Annotated in this window: 14 protein-coding genes; 4 read left to right on the forward strand and 10 right to left on the reverse strand. The window is 61.6% G+C overall.

Annotated features, from left to right (window positions below; translation table 11 throughout):
* Positions 1–58 precede the first annotated feature (58 nt).
* Genes hypB through SA339_12300 form a run of 3 tightly spaced genes read left to right on the forward strand, consistent with a single transcriptional unit; the run spans position 59 to position 2,733 of the window.
* Complete coding sequence (gene hypB / locus SA339_12290) at positions 59–715, forward strand: hydrogenase nickel incorporation protein HypB (GenBank protein MDW5563992.1); 657 nt, start codon at positions 59–61, stop codon at positions 713–715.
* 49 nt (positions 716–764) lie between these two features.
* Positions 765–2,087 (forward strand): phosphoribosylamine--glycine ligase, encoded by a 1,323-nt coding sequence (gene purD, locus SA339_12295; GenBank protein ID MDW5563993.1) that lies wholly within the window; start codon positions 765–767, stop codon positions 2,085–2,087.
* 22 nt (positions 2,088–2,109) lie between these two features.
* Complete coding sequence (locus SA339_12300; GenBank protein ID MDW5563994.1) at positions 2,110–2,733, forward strand: hypothetical protein; 624 nt, start codon at positions 2,110–2,112, stop codon at positions 2,731–2,733.
* On the opposite strand, the gene trxA is transcribed toward SA339_12300, so the two are convergent.
* From trxA to SA339_12325, 5 genes are all read right to left on the reverse strand, one after another.
* Positions 2,734–3,057 carry a thioredoxin gene (trxA, locus tag SA339_12305; protein MDW5563995.1) on the reverse strand — a complete coding sequence of 108 codons (324 nt, stop codon included), beginning with the start codon at positions 3,055–3,057 and terminating at the stop codon, positions 2,734–2,736.
* Positions 3,058–3,151: 94 nt separating this feature from the next.
* Positions 3,152–3,886 carry a CARDB domain-containing protein gene (locus SA339_12310; protein MDW5563996.1) on the reverse strand — a complete coding sequence of 245 codons (735 nt, stop codon included), beginning with the start codon at positions 3,884–3,886 and terminating at the stop codon, positions 3,152–3,154.
* A complete protein-coding gene (locus SA339_12315; protein ID MDW5563997.1) occupies positions 3,883–10,338 on the reverse strand; it encodes an STT3 domain-containing protein in 6,456 nt (2,151 codons plus the stop codon). The genes SA339_12310 and SA339_12315 overlap by 4 nt, the downstream gene beginning before the upstream one ends.
* A 278-nt stretch (positions 10,339–10,616) precedes the next feature.
* On the reverse strand, positions 10,617–11,270 hold the full coding sequence (gene pyrF, locus SA339_12320) for an orotidine-5'-phosphate decarboxylase (GenBank protein MDW5563998.1): 654 nt from the start codon (positions 11,268–11,270) through the stop codon (positions 10,617–10,619).
* A gap of 45 nt (positions 11,271–11,315) precedes the next feature.
* A complete protein-coding gene (locus SA339_12325) occupies positions 11,316–11,837 on the reverse strand; it encodes a hypothetical protein (GenBank protein ID MDW5563999.1) in 522 nt (173 codons plus the stop codon).
* Between the two features lie 123 nt (positions 11,838–11,960).
* Here SA339_12325 and SA339_12330 point away from each other — a divergent pair, with 123 nt between their 5' ends.
* Positions 11,961–13,022, forward strand: a complete 1,062-nt coding sequence (locus tag SA339_12330) for a 4Fe-4S cluster-binding domain-containing protein (GenBank protein MDW5564000.1) — start codon at positions 11,961–11,963, stop codon at positions 13,020–13,022.
* On the opposite strand, the gene SA339_12335 is transcribed toward SA339_12330, so the two are convergent.
* Genes SA339_12335 through SA339_12355 form a run of 5 tightly spaced genes read right to left on the reverse strand, consistent with a single transcriptional unit; the run spans position 13,009 to position 21,580 of the window.
* A complete protein-coding gene (locus SA339_12335; GenBank protein MDW5564001.1) occupies positions 13,009–13,437 on the reverse strand; it encodes a NusA-like transcription termination signal-binding factor in 429 nt (142 codons plus the stop codon). The genes SA339_12330 and SA339_12335 overlap by 14 nt on opposite strands.
* Before the next feature lie 4 nt (positions 13,438–13,441).
* On the reverse strand, positions 13,442–13,720 hold the full coding sequence (locus tag SA339_12340; protein MDW5564002.1) for a 50S ribosomal protein L30e: 279 nt from the start codon (positions 13,718–13,720) through the stop codon (positions 13,442–13,444).
* Positions 13,717–15,195 (reverse strand): DNA-directed RNA polymerase subunit A'', encoded by a 1,479-nt coding sequence (rpoA2, locus tag SA339_12345; GenBank protein ID MDW5564003.1) that lies wholly within the window; start codon positions 15,193–15,195, stop codon positions 13,717–13,719. Before rpoA2 ends, SA339_12340 begins: the two co-directional genes overlap by 4 nt.
* A complete protein-coding gene (locus SA339_12350; protein ID MDW5564004.1) occupies positions 15,195–17,984 on the reverse strand; it encodes a DNA-directed RNA polymerase subunit A' in 2,790 nt (929 codons plus the stop codon). Before SA339_12350 ends, rpoA2 begins: the two co-directional genes overlap by 1 nt.
* On the reverse strand, positions 17,981–21,580 hold the full coding sequence (locus tag SA339_12355) for a DNA-directed RNA polymerase subunit B (GenBank protein ID MDW5564005.1): 3,600 nt from the start codon (positions 21,578–21,580) through the stop codon (positions 17,981–17,983). The genes SA339_12350 and SA339_12355 overlap by 4 nt, the downstream gene beginning before the upstream one ends.
* Between the last annotated feature and the right edge of the window lie 5 nt (positions 21,581–21,585).

Genomic DNA, 21,585 nt, shown 5'->3' on the forward strand with positions numbered 1-21,585 from the left:
GCCCCCTGCGATGGGCATCGGGGCAATCGTTATTACTTCCTATCTTTCTTCGCGCCTCGTGCATAAGGTATCCGACATCTCCATCGAGGCCGACGTGCTGGCCGAGAACCGTAAGCTCGGGCATGAGAACCATCACCGGCTCCGGAACCACGGGATCCGCTCCCTGGACGTCATGGGCGCCATCGGATCCGGGAAAACGCTGCTCATCCAGAAGATGGCGATGCGCATGATGGAGAAAGGCATGAAGGTCGCGGTCCTCGCCGGCGACCTCACTGGCCAGGACGACTTCGACCGCTTCCAGACAGCAGGCATAGCCGCGGTCAACGTCAACACCGGCAAGGAGTGCCACCTTGATGCTCACCTCGTCGACCATGCTCTGGACAAATTGGACCTCGACGGCCTGGACTTCCTGTTCATCGAGAACGTCGGCAACCTGGTCTGTCCGGCCGACTTCCCTCTGGGGACCGACCAGCGTATGGTCGTCATCTCCGTGACCGAGGGTGATGACATGGTAAGGAAACAACCGGGCATCTTTGTCGAATCGGACATCGCCGTGCTCAACAAGGTCGACCTCCTGCCGTTCATGGACATCGACGCGTCGCTCATGGACCGGGACTACGCCAAGGTGAAGAAAGGAGCCAAGCTCTACCGCACCAGCGCCAAGACCGGAGATGGCATTGACGAGCTGTTCCGCGCCCTGAACATCCAGGTGTGAGACCACCAGTTATTATTAGCTCCGTCCCTTACCCTTGCGAGGCATGTCCATGAAGGTCCTTGTAGTAGGCGGGGGCGGCCGAGAGCACGCCATCGCCTCAGCCCTAGCTGCCAGCGGCTCGACCATCTATTCCGCGATGAAGAACCACAACCCTGGCATCGCGAGATTGGCCAAGGAATCTAAGCTGGTCAAGGAGACCGACGTCCCCGTGGTGGTGGATTTCGCCCTGTCTAAGGGAGTTGAGATGGCGGTCATCGGCCCCGAGGCTCCGTTGGAGGTCGGCCTGGTGGACTCACTGGAGGCAAAGGGGATAAGATGCGTGGGGCCGAGCAAAGCCGCCGCCCGCCTGGAGATCTCCAAGTCCTTCACCCGCGCGCTGATGCGCAGGCACCAGGTGCCGGGTAACATCGATTTCGCGGTCTTCGACGACCTCGCCTCGGCAAGGAAGTTCGTCCTGGAAAACGACCGGGAGATGGTCGTGAAGCCCGTGGGCCTGACCGGAGGGAAGGGCGTCAAGGTCATGGGCGAGCACCTCCTGAGCAAGCAGGACACCATCCGCTACCTCGAAGAGATATTCGAGCACCGCATCGGCGGAGGAGGGGTCGTCCTCGAGGAGAAGCTGGTGGGCGAGGAGTTCACCCTGCAAGTATTCTGTGACGGCCATGATGTCATTCCCATGCCCTTGGTTCAGGACCATAAGCGCGCTTACGAGGGCGATGTAGGACCGAACACCGGGGGAATGGGGGCATATTCTCAGGAAGACCACCTCCTCCCGTTCGTCACCGCCCGGGAGCGGGAGAGCGCACTGGACATCATGCGGTGCACGGTGGCGGCCATGAGGGCCGAAGGGTGCGAGTACCGAGGCATCCTCTACGGGCAGTTCATGAACACCCGGGACGGGCCGCGGGTCATCGAGTACAACGCGAGGTTCGGGGACCCCGAAGCCATGAACGTGCTGTCGATCATCGCTTCCTCGTTCACCGACATCTGCACCGGCATCGCCGACGGGCACCTACCGGCGAACAGGGTCTCGTTCCTGAGGAAGGCTACGGTGTGCAAGTATGTCGTCCCCCGGGGTTACGGTACCGACCCGGCGGCCGGCAAGGTGGTGAATGTGGACGAAAAGGCCATCGCCAAGATCGGGGCGAAAGCATACTATGCCATGGTCAGCGAGGAGAACGGCCAGGTCCTGACGACGACTTCCCGTGCTGTCGGCGTGGTGGGCATCGATGATACCATCGAGGCGGCGGAGCGGACCTGCGAGAAAGCGCTCGCCCACGTCACCGGGGACGCGCTGTTCGTCCGCCACGACATCGGGCGGCCGGAGGTCGTCCGCAAGCGGGTCGAGCATATGCAGCAGGTGCGAAGATAGATGTAAGGACGGAGGCCTTGATATGACCATGAAGAACCTGGAAGAGATCGCCGAGCGCATCGAATCCAGACTGGAGGAGAAGGACCAGGTGCGGGAAGTAGCCATCAAGTCCTCGCGGGCCGTGAACCGCCTCTCGGGCAGCATCGTCCACCTCATCCACAAGGGCGAGGAGGTGAAGCCCCTGATGCACGAGGCCATCGACGAGGCCCATCGCCTCCGCTCGCTGCTCGAGGACTATCCAGAGATCTGGGAGTCCGGGCTGGTAGAGGGTGCGTTGCAGGAGCTGGCGGAGGCCGCGATCCTACTGGCGCTGGTCCGCGACGAGGAGCTGCCGGACCCCGACGACATGGGCATCACCGGCAACGCCTACATGCTGGGCATGGCTGACGCCATCGGCGAACTCCGCCGGTTCGCCCTGGAGATGCTCAGGGAGGGGGACGTCGAACGGGCCACCATCTTCCTGGACATGATGGAGGAGATGTTCCTGGTCATCATGCGCTTCGACTTCCCCGATGCCCTCATTCCGATCAGGAGGAAGCAGGACATCGCCCGCTCGCTGGTGGAAAAGACCCGCGGGGACATCGCCGTGGCGGTGTACTCGTCCCGCCTGCAGAGCAAGCTCGACGAGCTGTCCCGGAAGCTATGATCATAGCTTCTTGCGCATGACCTCTTCGATCTCTTCCTTCGGGACCAGGCCGACTATCTGATCGACCACCTGGCCGTCCTTGAAGAACAGCAGCGTCGGTATCGCCATGATGCGGTGAGCCTGCGATAGCTGAGGACTCTCGTCCACGTTGAGCTTGGCGAACGCGTATTTCCCGGCATGCTCTTTGGCCAGCCGGTCGATTATCGGTCCCATCATCCGGCATGGTCCGCACCACTCCGCCCAGCAGTCCACCACTAGCTTGGGGTTGGCCTTCACGGTAGAGTCAAAATTGGACTGGTCGATCTCGATGACGTTCTCGGCCATGTGTATCAAGGCGATTTATCGAGCATAGGGTATATGACGATATTCCCAAAGTTGACAGGATGCTGCTAAAAAATAAGAGGATAGGGAAAGGGTTTCACTTCTTCCTCTTCTTCCCCCGGTTCATGTAGGTGAAGAAGATGACCACCATCAGGAGCACAGCGATGATCACCAGCAGGATGTTCAGCATCCCGAAGAGAGTCCCGCCCTTGTGGAAGGTGGACGAGAAGGTGGTGCTGCCGTCGAGGAAGCTGACGTACTGGCTATTGGGATCCAGGACGATCTGCAAGGTGTGATCACCGTCGCTGAGGCCGCCGGCCGTCCAATTGTAGGTCAGCGTCTTGGTGGAGTTCGCGGGGATGGTGAAGGTGGTCGTATTGATCACCGTTCCATCAGCCATGAACTGCACCGGGACGCTGGTCAGCGTGACGTTGCCGTTGTTCCTCACATCGGCGGTGATGACCACCGGGCTGATCACGTGGACCGTGTACTTCACCGTCTGGCTGACAGTCCCGTTGGTCAGACCGACCGACAGCACGGCGTCGCCGGTGGTGGTCCCCGCGGTCACCTTAAGGGTGAGGCTCTCCGCATCGGTAGTGCCCTTGGAAGGGGTGACCGAGCCCGCGCTCATCGAGGCGTTCCAGGTGTAGTTACCGGCCGGTCGGTCGGTCGACACATGGACGAGGACCGTCCCGGTCTCGTTGGGCGCGAGGTATTGGACGCTCCCGTCGAAGCTCACGCTATAGCTGTTCGTCTCCGCCGCCACCGCCGCCGGGAAGGCGGCGAGGCAGGACACCAGCAGCAGCGCCGTGGCCGCTGCGATCGCGATCATCTCTTTCTTCGGCGTCCGAACACCCCCTTGTTGACCCTGAGGACCACGAACACGACACCAAGCACAGCCACCAGGACCACCAGGGCCCAGGTGCCCGCCGGTACCTGCGGGGTACCCATGGATATGTTGTCACCGCTGGCCGTGAGATCGCCGTCACCGACCCCGAGCGAGGTCTTCTGGATCGACTGCTCGCTCGAGGCGGTGGCGTTGGTAGAGGCCACGTTGACCCGCACCGAGGCGTTGAGGTCGGGCGAATCCGAGGACCGGGTCAGGATGACGGTCACCGTCTGGCTGCTGCCAGCGGAGACGGTGAGCGACCGATAGTCGGTATCTACGCCAGATATCTTGGCGGTCCAACCCTGCACCGCCAGCTGATCAAGGTTGGCGATGGTGAAGTTGTAGGTGTCCTGGGCATTTCCCTCATTCTTGACGAGGAACGGATAGGTGATGGTCGTGTTGGCCACCGCCTGGGCCGAACCCAGGGACACTGACACCTTGTAGGTCGGGTTGACGTTGACATCCAGGCTCACGCTGTCCTCCGCCGCGGTGTGGTTGAGGGACGTCGCCGTGATCTCGATCGGCGAGTGGGTCACCTTGGCGTCCTCGGGCACGGTGATGGTCACCTGCACAGTCTTCGAGCTTCCAGCGCCCCACGGCAGGGAGATGTTATTGTCCGAGAAGGTCACGCCCCAGCTGGAGTTGGTGCTCAGCCGGTAGACGTCGTCCACATTGCCCCGGTTGGTTATGGTGACATCGTAGGTGACGGTCTGCCCGGCGTCCACGGTCTTCTTCTGGCTGGAGTCCCAGGTCAGCTCCACCGCGCCGGTCAGCTGCCGCACCAGATCGATGTTCTGGGAGGTGGCCGAGGGCACGGTGATCTCGAAGCTGCCGGTGTGGGAAACATTCACTCCTGCGACCTCCTGGTTGACCCAGGAGGCCGAGCCGCTGTAGCTGCCGGCGGGAAGCACGATGCTGTAGCTGCCTCCCGCACCGGTGGTGGCGGTGGCCTGCGCGTTGTCGGAGAAAGTCACCTTCGCCCCGCTGACCCCGTTGCCGTTGTACCTGACGGTCCCCGTGACCGTGTAGCCGGTCTCGAAGGTCAGGTTGGCGGTGGTGGCCTGGTTGGCGTTGACGGTGATGACTCCGAGATACACGCTGGAACCGGACACCCCATAGGCGCTGTAGCTGCCAGGCGCCAGGGTGAAGGAATAGGAACCCGCGGCCGAGGTGGCATTGGTGCTTATGGCCGTGCCAGACAAGCCGACGAGGGTCCAGGTGACGCTGCCCGACGCCCCGGTCAGCGTTCCGCTGACGGTGGCGTTGTCCAGCGCCCGATTGAGGCCGATGTTGGCCTCGGTGGTCCCGCCGACCGTCACATTCTGGGACGCGGTGTACACCACATACCTGGCCTTGTCGTCCACCGTGGTCTTGGTGTGATAGTTTGCACCTATGGCATAGGTGCCATTGGGCAGATAGGTGGTGAACGAACCCTGGCTGTTGGCGTTCAAGGTCATGCTAGCCGCACCCGAGCTCACGGTGATGTTGGCCGGGATGCTCAGGTCGCTGCCGCTGTATTGCAGCTGCCCGGTGAAGGCCGGAGCGTACTGGGGCGATATGCTGATCGGGGACCCGGCGGCGATGGCCGCGGACCTCAGGTCGGCGTAGTGTGCGCTGCCGTCCGTCAACGAGGTATATATCGTATAGGTCCCGGGCACCAGGTACTCGGTGATGGTGGAAGCCGCGTCAGCGGTCAGGTTCTGCGGACCGATGAAGCGCACCGACCCGCTGGTCGCCGAGCCCATGCTGATGCTGATGGTCGCCTTCACCCGCTCGGTGACCGCGATCGACTGGGCCTGGGGGTTCTTGCCGACCTCCACGGTCAGGGATTGCGAGGCCTGGTACTTCCTCGAGTCGTCGCCGGAGGTTATGTTCTGGTCGATGATCATCGAGTAAGTGCCGGGGCTGAGGCTTACGCTGAACCCGCCTGACCCGTCGGTGGTGGCGGTCGCGGCCACGGCCCCGCCGCCATTGGGCGTGAACTTAACGGTGACACCGCTCAGGGCGGTGCCGCCGGAAGTCACGGTTCCGGTGACGGTGCGGCTGTCGGCCACCATCTCGATATTCTCGGTGGTTGCCGAGTTCAGCGGCTCGTAGCTCTTCGACCATGACTGGTAGCCGGTCAGCGAGGCGCTCACCTGGTAGTTGTTGCCCTTGGGCAGGGTGAGGTTATAGCTGCCCGAGCTCCCGGACACAAAGCTCACGGTCTGGCTGGACGTGGTAGTCGAGCGGACGTTGAGCACGACGCCGGAGATGCCTTCGCTGGAATCCATCACCCCGTTGCCGTTGGTGTCGTACCAGGTCTTGCCGGAGACATACACGGAATCGGCCAGGGACAGGTCCTGGGTCGCCGTGCCGGTGACCGACACGGTGTTCCAGAAGGCCTTGCTGGCCCCTGAGGCGTAGACGAAGTAGTCCCCGGTGGGCAGCACCAGGCGGTAGGCGCCCGACGAGTTGGTGGTCGCGGTGACGAAGGCGCCGTCCGACTGACGAGTATACACTACATCGGCCGAACCGATCGCAGTGCCTCCGTTCTTGACCGTTCCGGTGATCACCGAGCCGGCCGAGAGGGCGAGGTCCACGGTCGCAGTATTGCTGTTGGCGGTAAGAGGCACCATCGCCACCTGGTCCGTGCCGCTCACGCTGGTCAGCGCATACACAGTGTAGGTGTCCTGAGGCAAGGTTATGGAATACTTGCCCGAGGAATCGGTGGTGGTGAACTGCTCCCTGGAGGCGGATATGAAACCCACCGCGACGTTGGCCTGGGCCACGCCCCCGAGGGTGACCGTTCCGTTCACCTGGGTCGCCGACTGCACGTTGAGGCTTACGCTCTTCGTGCTTCCGGCGGTCACGCTTACCGACACCGACCCAGCGCTGATGTTGGAGTCGGTGGTGTCGACAGTGTAGTTGCCGGGCAGAAGGCGGTCGAAGCTGAAGGTGCCTCCCGATCCGGTGGTGGTATTGGTGACCTTATTGGTCGCACTGTCGGTGATGCTGACGCCGACCCCCTGGGCCGCCCCTCCGCTTACAAAGCTAAGGGTGCCGGTGACCGTCGCAGGCTCCACCGCGATGTTGCGGTTGGCGTTCTGGCCCCCGACCGTGGTCAGGGAGGTCTGCCCGATGGTGTGGCCGTCGTAGGTGGCGTACATGTCGTTGGACTCGCCGGCGATGGCGATGATGCTGTAAGAGCCGTTGGCATCACTGGTCTCGGTCGCGGTGAACCCGGTTCCGTTGTTCTTCAGGATGACCTGGGCTCCCGAGATCGCCTCGTCCCCGGTGCCGAAGCGGCCGTCCCCGTTGACGTCCCAGAACACCTTGCCGGAGACAATCGAGGCGGGCAGGACGACGTTGCCGTCCGCGCTGAAGCTCTCCAGCCGCATGGCCTGGCCGTAGGAGACGGTGTAGTTCATGCGGTCCAGTTCAGAACCGATGAGCGTTGCCCCGTTGAGGTCTCCGGCGGAGAAGACCACACTGCAGTTGCCGAACGGCAGCAGGACGCTGTAGGACCCGTCGGCGGCGGTCTCCACCGTCTGGTGGGGTATGCCGTACTCGTCCACCACGGTGACGTGGATGCCCGAAAGCGGGGTCCCGTCGCTAGAGGTGGCCTTACCGCTAAGGGGCGCGCCGTCGTAGTACTGCAGGAAGGTGACTCCGGACTCCAGGCTGTAGGCGGACTTGTCCACCGTGCCGTTCATCTTGCCGGCGTCGATCTGCTCCTGATAGTACAGCGCCTGATCGTACGAGATCGCCTTCCAGTCGCTAGAGTGGTTAGCTACCTCGTCGGAGTTGTAGGGGTTGTAGTACGCGGTCCGGTACACCTGCTTGAAATGGGTGAGGTTGTACCCGGGCTCGGCGTCATAGCTGGTCATCGAGCCGGAGATGCCGGGGATGCCTTGGCTGGTGGCCCCGACGTCGCTGGGACTCAGGCCCATGAACGACCGGTAGAGCATGGTCTGGTAGAACAGATCGGTGTAATAGATCTGGTATCCCAGGACCGTGTCACTGGAGGTCACGTTCGCCACATCCTTCACCGAATAGTCGCTGAGGACCGCCTTGATGGTGAAGTAGTCGGTCGGAGAGTTGCTCTTCGAGTCGATGACGCGGTCGTTCAGCTTGGCCGGAGCATAGAAGATGTTATTGCTCTGGGCGTTGAAGGGGAACAGCCTGTAGTCCACGGCGACGTAACCGATGTCATAGCCGGTGACCGCCCTCAGGTCATGGTACAGGCTGGCCATCTGGTCTAGCCCGATCTTGCTGATCTCGATGCGGGCCGCCGCGTACTTGGCGTTACCCGCACTGAGGTCGCTGGTGAAGTTACCGTAGACCTCAGGGTTGTCGAGGACTGTTTGGATGTAGTTGTCGGGGTGCTCCATGATGTCCTGGACCTTCGCCGCATCGACCCCGTGAGCGGTGAGGGTGCTCTTGACCGAATCGTTGAAGTCCGATGCCTCCAGCATCCGGGCTATGAATAAGGCTACGGCGTCGCTCTCGTTCTCTGACATGAGGAATGAACCAGAGAACTCGTAGCCATCCTGGAAGTTGTCCGCGACGGTGGGGTGCTTACCCTCCTGGACCGCCTCGAAACCGTAGTCCCACCATGACAGGTAGGCCGGCCTGTCCTCTATCGGCAGATCATTATCCTGGGTGGCGAACCATGACCATGCCGACGGGTAGGCACTCGTGGGCAGAGGCAGGTCATAAGTGAACGCTCCCAGGTACCAGTTCGAACCGTTGGTGGTATCGTAACCGGGGGGGTGCAGGGCCCAGGACAGGGCGTTATAGATCTCCTTGTCGTAGTCCTTCTTGGTCTCCGACGGTATGCCGGCGTCCAGGGAGGTCCAGACGTTAGGCAGGATGATCAGGAAGGCGAGGAACAGCGCCACGACGACGTGGCGGACTTTGATCGCCTTCTTGATCGTGGTCCAGGGGTTGGCCCGGAACCCGCTGAGGGCCCGGGGGACCTCCTCGAACTTGAGCAGGCCGATGATCAGCGCAAGGATCCATCCCGCAGACATGGCGAAGACCGGCGAGGCGTTGAACATGAACCTGCTGGCGGAGGCCGCCATGTAAATGCTCACGCCCATCCATACGACCACGAACACCAGGTACGGAGAGGGGTTCTTGGGGATCTTGACCGCTGCCCACACCAGACCTATGATCGCGAGCCAGAAGGTGACCGCGCCGAAAGACAGGACCAAGTACGAGAACGTCGGCGCCTGCGCTTCCGATATGGTGGAGTACAGCTTGCTCTTGACCAGGTAACCCTGGCCGGTGACTATGGCCTCGAAGATGTTAGGGGCGACGAAGAAGATCGCCACCAGGGCAATGGCTATCAGGCCGATGACGGCCGGGATGACCAGGGTCCAGGGATAGTCCCGGGAGACCACGAAGAGGCTACCCACGATCATCGACCCGAGGAACAGATAGAACGGCACATCGAACCACTGGCTCCAGTAGTTCATCTGCCAGTAGAGAGGAGCCATGACCACGAAGGCAGTCATCAGCATCGCGAAGACGATGAAGAACTCGCCCATGGAGTCGACGTTGCGGAAGCGGTTTATGAGCACCTGCACCAGGAAGTAAACCAGGACGATGATGAGGAGGTAGGTATAACCAGTCCAGGTCATGGCGATAGCGGCCAAGCACACTCCTCCCAACATCGCATATATCAGCGATCTTTTGTTGGTGTCCAGATAGTTACGTATCCCTGGGCGTATGGTCTTTCTATCCTTCCAGTCGGTGACCCATTTGGTACCATTAATGGTGACCAGGGCACGGAACAGGAAGTATAGCGAGAACACCACGAAGAACAGGATCATGGCGTCGTGGTCGGCGTCCGCGATCACGCTCCTTGCGATGTTGCCAGGCATCAGGGCGAATAGCAATGATGCTAGCAGTCCGGCCCGGTTGCCGAAGGCGGCCCGGGTGATCATGTAAAGCGGGACGATGGTCAGCGCGCCCCAGAACGGAGCGGAGAGGACCAGAGTGTAGCCTGTCATGTCCGAGAGCGAGGCTCCCGATACCCCTGACAGGAACATGCTAGTGACTGCTACCGACCAGTCGTACAGTGGAGGCCTCATGTTCCTGATGCCCATCGGGTAGTTCAGGAGGGGATCATGGACCAGATGCTCACCTGTACTCTCGACGTGCTCGATAACGCGCAAGTGGTAGTATGAGTCTGAACCTCCTCCGAGTAGGAAGCCATTGTCCACCGATGTGGAGTATCCGAAGTAGCTGCGCACAAAGAATGCGATAAAAATCACAGCCACCAGGATGAGCACGGTGCCCCAGTTCCTGCCCAGCCAACTGTCCTTGAGCCGGGACCGGAGACCGCCCTTCGCTGGCTTCCGTTCCTTCTGGGATGGGCCTCCTGGCCTCCCTGCGTTCGCTTCCATCGTTAGAGTCTCCTAAGCGGAAATCTGTGTGTGATTAGCCGTCCACTATAAATAGACTGTCTCTCTGCTTAGCCGTGCTGGCACAACCTTGAATGCTTGCTCCCGCGCCACCTGATCGGCGATGAGAATATTGCTTCCGTGCTCGAAAGCCATCATGCCCGGGTCGGGCGATGGAACGCCCTCATGACGAAAGAGGGCCCAGGACGTCGTGCCGCCTCCCGTTGGATCGCACCGAGATACAAGTTTACGGCATACCGCAAATGAGGCAGAGCTGACGATCAGCGGCGTCGGGGGACCTTGCGAACCTCTTCGACAATCCGGCCGGCGGCTTCCCGGGGGTCGGCGGCACCGTAGATTGACCTCCCCACGATGACATGGTCGGCCCCCATCGAGATGGCGTCCGAGGCGCTTCCCCCCTGTGCCCCCACTCCCGGGGAGAGTATCAGAAGGTCACCTACGATAGAGCGTACCTTGGCGATTCGCTCGGGGCGGGTAGCGGGGGCGATGACCCCTGCCGCCCCGGCCTCCACGGCCATGGCCGCGAACCTCTCGGCCAGCGGGGCGGTGAACTCCTGCCCCCCGGGATGGGACATCTCGGTGACCACGAACACGTCGAGGTTACCGGCAGCCTCCACCGCAGCCCTCAGCGAATCGGTACCGGTGAAGGCGTGGACGATGACCCCGGAGGCACCCCGGCGTCGGACCTGCTCAACAATGAGGCGGTCGGTGTTCGGTATATCCGCGACCTTGAAATCGCAGATGACCGGGGCGAGGCGGGCGAGGCGGGTGATCATCTCCGGGGACGTCGACAACACCAGCGGCCAGTTGATCTTGATGGCGTCCACCAGGTCCTTGACCTCTTCGGCCACCTTCAGGGCCTTCACTTCATCGGTCTCGTCCAGCGCCAAGATTATGCGGTTATCCGTCCTCATGCCATGCACCGCAGGGGTGAAGGTTGTGCCCCATTATAGATGTGCTCAGTGCATGCGGGAGATCATGAGCCGACCCATGCTCAGGAGCCAGGCATCGGAGACGCCGCTCTCCGTATCGCAGGACAGCATGATCAGGCCGAACACGTTGCGTTCGACGAAGGCAACGGCCTTCATCTTCCGTCCTGCCTTGCCCACGACCTCCATCATGGCCCCCGCGGTGCCGAGGTCGACCCGGGTCAGCTGGAGGCTGGTCATCTTTCCCAGCATCTTCACCAGCACCTCCACGGCCGCCCTCTGGTTGCGGTACACCATGGCCTCGAAGGAAAGTTTTCCCGATTCCTTCCGCCCGTCCATGAGGGCGAACCTCGAAACGGCATAGTCGACTTTCTCCTCGCGGAGCCGCTCCGAGGGCTTGATCGGCACCTCCGTCCACCTGGTCGGCAGGTCGTTGGGGACGATTATCATCTCGCTCGCAGGCCGATCAATCGCTCTCTCGTATCCCTGCAGCTCGACCCTCGCCCCCTCCATATCGAAGGAGACCTCCGGTTCAACCACCCTTATCGACATAACTTCCTCCCATACTAATTTTCGAGCCGCTTCTATATAACATTTGCATGCGACAGTAGCCACCAGATCTGACCGGCCCCCGTCGAGTAAAGGTTTATTAGCCGTCTGCGCCTCAAATGGTCGATGAAGGTGCAATCGATGGAGGCGGGCTCGGCGTACACCGGCCGCTTGCCTCGCGGGTGCGTGCTATGCCGGCAGGGGACCAAGATGGTGCTCCTCGTCTCCGGCCAATGCACCACTGGGTGCTTCTACTGCCCGCTGTCCTTGGAGAAGAGGGGAAAGGATGTTATCTATGCCAACGAGCGCCGGGTCGCTTCGGACGACGAAATCCTGGAGGAAGCGAGGTCGATCGGTGCTCAGGGCACCGGGGTGACCGGGGGCGATCCGGTCGCCTGCCTGGAGCGGACGGTGCACCTCATCAAGATGCTCAAACAGGAGTTCGGGCCGAGACATCACATCCATCTATATACTTCGTCCCTGGACCTCAACGCCTTCCGCCGTCTGGAGGAGGCGGGGCTGGACGAGCTGCGCTTGCATCCCCCGGCGGAGATGTGGTCATCGATGGCGGGCACCGGCCTCGCCGCGTTCAAGCGGTCGTCGGGGATGAAGGTCGGCCTCGAGGTGCCAGCCCTCCCGGGAGAAGAGAAGGGGTTGAGCGCCCTCATTGCCTACGCTGCGGAAGCGAGGTTGGACTTCGTCAATCTTAACGAACTGGAGTTCTCCGAGGGCAACTGGGATCGACTGATGGATCGAGGCATGGAGGTCAAGGATGAGGTATCCGCGGCGGTCAAGGGGAGCGAGGAGGCCGCCCTCAAGGCTGTGGCCGCGGCCAGGAAGGTGCCGGTTCACTACTGCTCTTCGAGCTTCAAGGACTCCGTGCAACTGCGGAAGAGGATCAAGCGCCGGGCGGTGCGGGTAGCGCTCCCTTCCGACGTCATCACCGAGGAAGGCACCCTGCTGAAGGGAGTGGTCGAAGGGTCCATGGATGGGATCATCGCTCTCCTGCGCCAATATGAGGTGCCCGAGGAACTGTTCAGAAAAGATGAGGAAAAGAAAAGGGTTGAGGTGGCCCCGTGGGTGCTCGAAGAGCTTTTCCCCGAGCTTCCCTACGAGTCCTTCCTGGTGGAGGAGTACCCCACCGCCGATAGGCTGGAAGTGGAGCGGGAACCGCTCAAGCCACGCTGATGCTCTGGACGTTGTGGTGCCGGTTCACGATGTCCCGAGCGATCTTGAGGTTGCGCCCGTTCTTGCCTATGGCGCGCCCCTTGACCTTCGGATCCACCGTCACCGTCGCGTGAACGACGTTGCCCCGGTTCTCGATGACCACGTTCTGCACGTTGTAGTTGTAGAACACGTTCCGGATGAACTTCTCCGGTTCATCGGAGTACTCGATGACCTGGATGTTCTTGCCGGTCTGGTTCTTGAGGCGGATAACGTTCTCGCCGGCCTTGCCTACGGCCCGGTTGGCCTGGCCCGGTTCGACGACGAAAACGAGCTTTTCCTCGGTCTCCATGCAGTCTTTGACCCTGGTCTTGGTAACCGCCTCGAAGAGGTTGATGTACCTCAGGGTGTCCTCGGTGAAAGTTATCTCAGCCGGCATAGGATCACAACGAAAGGATGTTCGAGGTACCCTTGTCGATGACCGCCAGAGCGGACACCGAGAACGGCTTCCCGCATAGAGCCCCTAGCTCCATGTTGGTACCCTCAAACTTGACAACCTTGATGCTGTGGTTTCCAGATCTGAGGAACTCACTCGGGCAGTTGTCAGCGTAGATGACCATCTTGGCCGCCCCGCTGTTCACCGCCTTCTCTGCCTGCTGCACGCCGTAGACCACCTTGCCGGTGGTCGCAGCGGCCTTAATCGCTCTTCCCAAATCTATCATTCGATTGCCTCCTTGGGCCTCTTCTTGGGCTCGTACACCAGGTTGACAGCACCTGTCCCCAGGGTGACTGGTTGCCCCACTATGATGTTCTCCGCCACTCCGTCCAGATCGTCCGTCTCTCCGGTGAGAGCGGCATGGAGCAGGTGGGTGGCAGTAATCTCGAACGCGGCCCTTGCGAGCACACTCGATTTCCTGCCGGAGATCCCATGCCGGCCAATGGCCTTGACGTCGCCGTCGTTGGTCATTAGGTCGGCCACGAGCATGATGTGCCGGATGTCGACCGTAAGGCCCTGTTCTTCCAGGGTCCTCGACGCCTCGTTGATGATGGAGTTCCGGGCCGCCTCCACCCCGAGCACGTCATAGATCTCTTGAATCGAGTTGGTGGTCGTCCGCTTGCGGTCGACCTTGTCCTCGGCTAGGACGTCGCGGAGGTTGGACCCCGCGGTGTAGATGACGTACTCGCCATTAGGCTGCTTCCTCAGGATAGCTCTCTCGATACCATCCAAGCCTTGGATGACCGAGTCCCTGGTGGCCTGCACGATGCCCTGCAGCTTCTTGAAGCTGGCCTCCTCCGAGGAGACTACTACCTGCCTACGGGCAGGATCCTCCTCGTCGGCGACCAACGCGACCTGGCCGCGCAGGCGCCGGTCCTTGTTCAGCCGCTCCACGATCTGCTCCAGAGTGATGCCCTTCTGGTCCAGCTTGGACATGTCGGGATGAACTATTACTTTCATGTTGACGATGTCCGTCTCGATGTCGGCGATGTCCAACAGAGTGGTCTTCTCAATGCGCGAGGCGACCCTTCGGACCTCGTCAACGTTCTCCCGGTACTCCGGTTGGATGTAGACGGTCATCATCGGGGTCGACGGCACCCGGCGGGCGTCCACAATCTCGATGAGACGCGGCAGCCCCAGAGTAACGTTGATTTCAGCGACACCGGCGTAGTGGAAGGTACGCATGGTCATCTGAGTACCGGGCTCGCCGATGGACTGGGCGGCCAGGATACCGGCCGACTCGTTGGCGTCCATCTTGTGAAGCTCGAACTTCTGGGACGACCGGGTCAGGATCTCCTTGATCTTGGCGTCGGAAATGTTGGTGCCTTCCAGCCGCTCGCCAAGGGTGACCACGACCCTCCGCGGGAGCTCCAGACCGAGCTCCTGCAGCATGCCGTTCAGCTTGGTCTCGTACGCGGTGACCGGCTTGGCCTTGATCACCCGCTGGAACTCGACCTTCCTGACCGGCTCGACGACGGCCTCCTTCTTGACCGCTTTCTTGCTTCCGGAGTCCTTCTTAGCCTTGCCCAGCTTGCTGAGCACGGTCGCCGTCTGCTCCTCGGTAAGACCGAGGGACAGCAGGTCCGCGGAGCTCGCCGAAGCGATGTCGGTGATGCTGGTGTACCCCTGGAGGAGCTTATCGGCGACCGCCGCGTCAATCCCCCTCTTCTGCAATGCGTTGAACGTATCCTTACGGGCCATCAGTCCTCACCTCCGCCCCCACCGGCGTCATATTCCGGCTCCTCGGCCTCTTCCTCCTCGATGGTCTCCATGAGATCCTTCTCGATGGTAGCGTAGCCGGCCAGCTTCTTCTCCTCGAGGCGGGCCAGAGCCTCGGCGTCGTCGCCAAGAACCTCGGACAGAATGTCGTCCACGTCCACCGCGTCCCCCTGCACGCTGCGGCAGGGGTCCACGCCGTCCTCGCCGTACCGGAGCTGGACTATGATGTCCGCAGTGTTGCGGACGGTACCGTCCTGCTTCAGCTTGAGGTCCTCCAGCGCGCTGATCAGCCGGCGCTGCATATAACCCGACCGGGACGTTCGAACGGCGGTATCGACCAGACCCTCACGTCCACCCATAGAGTGGAAGAAGAACTCCGTCGGGGTGAGCCCGCTCTTGTAGGAGTTCTGCACGAACCCCTTGGCCTCCGCTCCCAGGTCGCCCTTCTTGAAGTGCGGAAGGGTCCTGTTCCAGTAGCCCCTGGACAAACGCTCCCCACGGACCGCTTGCTGGCCGATGCAACCGGCCATCTGGGACAGGTTAAGCATGGAACCCCTGGCCCCCGAACGGGCCATGATGACCGCGGAGTTCTCCATACCCAGGTGGCGGCCGGCGATCTGACCGGCCTCGTCCCTGGCGCGTCCCAGGACCTTCATGACCTCCACTTCCAGCGTCTCATCGAGGGAACGTCCGGGCAGCTGCTCGAGGATGCCTTCGCGGTAAGCTTGGACGAACTCCGATACCTTTCGCACGGCGTCCGTCAGCACCTCGTTGATCTGCCTGGTCGCTTCCTCGGGGATGTCCTCGTCGTCTATGCCGGTGGTGAAGCCGCGCACCATGATCGCCCCGATGGCCAGCTTGGTGACGTTGTCCAGGAACTCCCGGGACGCGTCCGCGCCGTAGTCGCGGGTGATCTTGTCGAGGATCTTGCCCTTGAAAGAACCGATGGCCTTCTCATCGATAGTGCCGGTGAGCAGCTTCCCCTTGCGGATCTTGACGTAGGCGTCCAGATCGCAATCCTCCTTCTTGCACACCGCGCAGTTCCGGCAGATCGAGGCCTTGAAGGTTATGTGGAAGTCCTCGGGAAGGACAAGGGAGAACAGCTGGTGTCCAGTCCATCGTTCCTTGCCATCCTCCATGATAGGCTTGGGTAGATCGTCGTGCCTGATGTTGGCGAGGATGCTGATGGTCTCCTGCTTGTCATAGCGGGGGTCCATGTGGGTGAGCAAGAAGGTCCCGGTGATGTGGTCGTGGATGGCGCCAATGACCGGGCCTCCGAACCTCGGGGACAGGATGTGCTCCTGCACCCTCATCAGGATCATTGCCTCCGCCCGGGCCTCGTCGCTCTGCAATACATGCAGGTTCATCTCATCGCCATCGAAGTCGGCGTTGTACGGCGGGCAGACGCACAGATTGAAGCGGAAGGTCTTCCAGGGCATGACCCGCACGGTGTGAGCCATCATGGACATGCGGTGCAGGGACGGCTGCCGGTTGAACAGGACGACGTCCTTGTCCATGAGGTGCCGCTCGACCACGTATCCGACCTCCAGACCCTCGGCGATCGATTCTGCATTGCGGTCGGTGACCTTCATCCTGCGGCCGTCGGAACGAATGACGTAGTTGACACCGGGCAGGTACTTGCCGTCAATCCTTGGAGGGTTGGAGCCACCCTTAACCATGGACCTCAGGAACTCAAGGTTGGACCGGGTGACGTGTACCGGAACGGTGAGCTCACGGGCGGCCTCCTCGGGCACTCCGACCTCATTGATCGAGAGAGAGGGGTCGGGCGAGATGACGGTACGGGCGGAGAAGTTGACACGCTTACCGGACAGGTTGGAACGGAAGCGGCCTTCCTTGCCCTTCAGCCTCTGCACCAGGGTCTTGAGCGGCCGGCCGGAACGATGTCTGGCCGGGGGGATGCCCGAGGTCTGGTTGTCGAAGTAGGTGGTGACGTGGTACTGCAGCAGCTCCCAGAGATCCTCGACGATCAGCTGGGGGGCGCCGGCGTCACGGTTCTCCCGAAGCCTCTGATTGATCCTCAGGACATCCACGAGCTTGTGGGTCAGGTCATCCTCGGACCGGTCCCCGGACTCCAGGGTGATGGACGGACGGACCGTTACCGGCGGTACGGCCAGGGCGGTCAGTACCATCCATTCAGGGCGGCAGGAGTTGGGATCGATGCCCAACGGAGGGAGGTCCTCGTCTGGTATGCGCTCCAGGCGCTCCCTGACCTCCTTGGGGGTGAGCTTGTGGCCATCCTCGCGGAAGGTCGTCGGCTTGTCCAGGGTGATCTTGCCCTGCTCCTGACCGCAATAGGGGCAAATGGTGTTCTTGGACGCGTCCTTGGCCGTTCCCTTGGCCAACAGGCGGTAGTCGATGGCATCGCCGCCCAGGTCGTCCATGTCCGCCCACTCTTGGGCCTTGCGCTGTGCCTCCTCCTTGGTCATGAGGAGGTGCCCGCAGGTCTTGCAGGTTGACTGCAAAAGCTTCTTGATCTCCTTGACCAGGCCTACATGGATGACCGGCATGGCCAGGTCGATATGGCCGAAGTGCCCGGGGCACTCGTCCACCTTGTTACCGCAGGTCTTGCAGCGCAGACCCGGCTCAATGACCCCCAGGTGGGGATCCATGAGGCCCATGTCGATCGGGAAGCCGTCATCGTCGTAGGTATCCGCGGTGATGACCTTGGTGGCGGACATCTTCCTGATCTCGTCGGGCGACAGTGTCGAGAACTTGATCGAACCGATCCTCTTTGAAACGCCTCGCATCATCTTAGGTCCTCCAGCTGAAGGCGCATGACGACGCCAAGTGACAGCAGCTCATCGAGCAACAGCTTGAACGCATAGCTCGTCTGGACGAGGTGCACGTTCGTGTTGTTGCCACATACCGGGCAGCGGATGGCCCCCCGGCGGTCCATCATGGCGATGTGCCCGCAGGCGGGATTTCCGCATACATAAAGGAAGGTGCCGTCCGACTCGTCCAGCAAACGATCCTTGATGACCATGGCCGCCCCGTGCCCGATGAGGCAGTCCCTCTCCATCTCACCGAACCTCAGACCGCCCTGCCTGGAACGGCCCTCGGTCGGCTGTCTGGTTAGTATCTGCACCGGGCCGCGGGAACGCACGTGCATCTTTCCGGACACCATGTGGTGCAGTTTCTGGTAGTAGATAACGCCGGTGAATATCTCGGCCTCGATCTTCTTCCCGGTCCGACCGTCGTACATGACCTCCTTGCCGGTGGTATTGAAGCCAGCGCGGCCCAGCGCCTCACGCAGGGCCTGCTCCTTCTCACCGGAGAAGGCGGTACCGTCGATCGAACGCGCCTCCATCGCTCCTACCTTGCCGCCGATCATTTCTAGGACGTGGGCGACGGTCATACGCGACGGAATGGCGTGGGGGTTGATCACAAGGTCGGGGGTCACACCATCGCAGGTGAACGGCACGTCCTCCTGCGGCACGATCAGGCCGATGACTCCCTTCTGCCCGTGCCGGGACGCGAACTTGTCACCCAGCTCGGGGACCCGCTCGTCCCTCACCTTGACCTTGACCAGGCGGGAGCCGTTCTCCGACTCGGTGAGCATGACCGAGTCGACCCAGCCGCTCTCTCCCGGCCGGATGGTAATAGAGGTCTCCCTCCGCTTCTGCGGGGTGAGGAAGTCCGTCTCCTCCTCCAGGAACCTGGGCGGAGAGGTCTTGCCGACCAGCACATCGCCGCCGGAGACCAGCGTCTCCGGGGAGATCAGGCCGTCCTCGCCCAGGTTGGCGTAGGAGAGGTCGGTACGGGCACCACGGACATCGGGGGAGGGGATCTCGAAATGGTCCTCCTGCCCTCCGGGGTACCGGCGCTCCTCGGCCCGATAGGTCCTGAGGAAGGATGACCGGCCGAGACCCCGCTCGATGGACGCGCGGTTCAGGATGAGCGCATCCTCCATGTTGTACCCGTGATAAGAGATGACCGCGACCACGAAGTTCTGTCCGGCCGGGCGGTCATTGAAGGCCACGAAATCCATGGGCTTGGTCTGCACCATCGGTTTCTGCGGATAGTGGAGCACATGGCCTCTGGTATCGGGACGCTTGCGGTAGTTGGTGCAGCTCAGGCCCAGCGACTGCTTGGCCATACCCGAGCCCATGGTGACACGCGGAGACGAGTCGTGCTCGGGGTATGGCACCACGCCGGCGGCCACGCCCAGGATGACCATGGGATCGACCTCCATATGGGTGTTCTCGGAGGTGATGAGCAACGGTACCTTCATGTCCCCGCCGCAGTGCTTGCACTTGACGGTGGCGTCCTTGGTGTCCACTCCAGGGTTCATCCAGTCGACATCGGTGGGTGACAGGGCGCGGCCGCAGTTGGTGCACCTTGCCGGCGGCTCGAAGGGTTCCACCGCCACCAGGGAGTCTTCCTCCTCCTCGGCGTCGATCCATTCCATGACCCCCTCGCGCAACAGGTCGGCCCACTTGACCTTGCCCTCGCGGATATCCTCGAGATGCTTGCGGGTGATGACCGGCCGTCCTTCTTGGATGACCAGCAGAGGGCGCCTCAGGCGGCCCTCGTCACAGTTGATGATGACCTCGCCCATCTCCTCATCGTAGCGGATGTTGATCTCGTTGGACAACAGTCCTTGGCGCCTTCCGGCGCGGATCTCCGACACAAGCACGCGGGGGTTCTCAATGTAGCCCACGAGGTCCCCGTTGACATAGACCTTGGCTCCGGTGATGGCTTCCCCGGCCTTCACCTCGACCACGCCGCGGTCGCGCAGGAGCCACTGTACGTCCTCCTCGCGGAACCCTTCGGACACGTCGATGATCAGAGCGGCGTTCTTGACCAGACCGCAGTTCTGACCTTCAGGGGTCTCATTGGGGCACAGGCGACCCCATTGTGTGGGGTGCAGGTCACGGGCCTCGAAGTGAGGCTGGGACCTGGTGAGGGATGAGGTTACCCTCCTCAGGTGAGACAGGGTGCTCATGTTGGACGTCCGGTCCAGAAGTTGCGACACGCCTGCCCTCCCGCCGACCCAGTTACCGGTGGCAAGGGCGTGCAATAGGCGGTGCGTCAACAGGTCGGGACGGATGGCCGACCCGATGCGAAGGTCCTTCTTCCGGGCAAAGGAGCGCTCCAATTGGTACTTGAGGTCCTTCATCAGATTGGTGAAGGCCACCCGGAACAGGTCCTCCATGAGGTCCCCGGACAGCTTCAAGCGCTTGTTCGCGTAGTGGTCCTTGTCGTCCTCCTTCCGCATCCCGATGCTCAGCTCCAGCACGGAGCGAGCGATACGGCCCAGGAAGTAGGCCTTCTTAATGCGGTCCTCCTTGGTGTCTCCAAGGTGAGGCAGCAGGGAACGGTCGATGATGGACTCGACCTTCTTCTCCCTGTACTCGCGAGCCTGTCCGGTGGCGAACTTGCGCTCCAGATAGTTCAACGCGTCCTCGGTGGTGAACACACCGTTTGGAGGGTACAGCTTCTTATCGTGGCACTCCTCGATGTTGGCGTACACGATGTTGGCCATGTCCGGCACGCTGACGATGGCGTCGTAGATCTCCTTGTCGTTCTCCATTCCCAGGGCCTTCATCAGGATGACCAAGGGAATTTGACCGGAGGCCGCCGGGACGGTGACCATAAGGATGCCGTCCTTCTTCTTCTCCACCAGGGTGAGGGCTCTGTACCCTTCCTTCTGAGAGAAGACCTTGGCCACCTCGAGCTGGGTGCCGTAACGCTCGTTGTACTCAACCATGACCCGGTTGGGGGCCAGGTCCTCTAGGGATATCAGCACCCTCTCGGTGCCGCCGATGATGAAGTATCCACCGGGGTCCGCGGGGTCCTCGGCAGCCTCGATGAGCTTCTCGCGGTACTCGCTGTCGGTGAGCTCCCGCTCCTCCTCCATGTTCTCCTTGTAGAGGTTGCACCGCTTGGACCGGAGCATGATGGGCAGATCGCCGATGTGCACCTTCTCCGGCTCCTTCTCGATGCCGTCCTCGATGATAGTGAACTCCAGCTCGATGGGAGCGAGATAGTTCAGATTACGCAGCCTCGCCTCCATGGGAGTGAGCTTGTGCGTTGCTCCGTTCGCCTCCCGGACCACCGGGTTGAGGATGCGAATGGTGGGCCGGCTGTACTGCGGGTCTATGTTGCCGGTCTTCTCGTCCCGGCGGCGACCTACCCGAATCTCGACCTTGCGGCCGTCAGTACGGTCCTCTTCGAGTTTTATTATCCCCCTGCTGGTATCATCCGCCGACACCCTCAGGTTGTCTACTATCTTCTGCATGCGGCTGTTGGGGTTGTCCATCGTGGACAGGAAATCGTTGAAACTGGAGATGTGATGATTTACGATGGACCGGTCCTTGAAATACAGTTCAATCAAATCACGCAATTCGT

It is taken from the genome of Methanomassiliicoccus sp. (assembly GCA_033485155.1).
GTDB lineage: Archaea > Thermoplasmatota > Thermoplasmata > Methanomassiliicoccales > Methanomassiliicoccaceae > UBA6.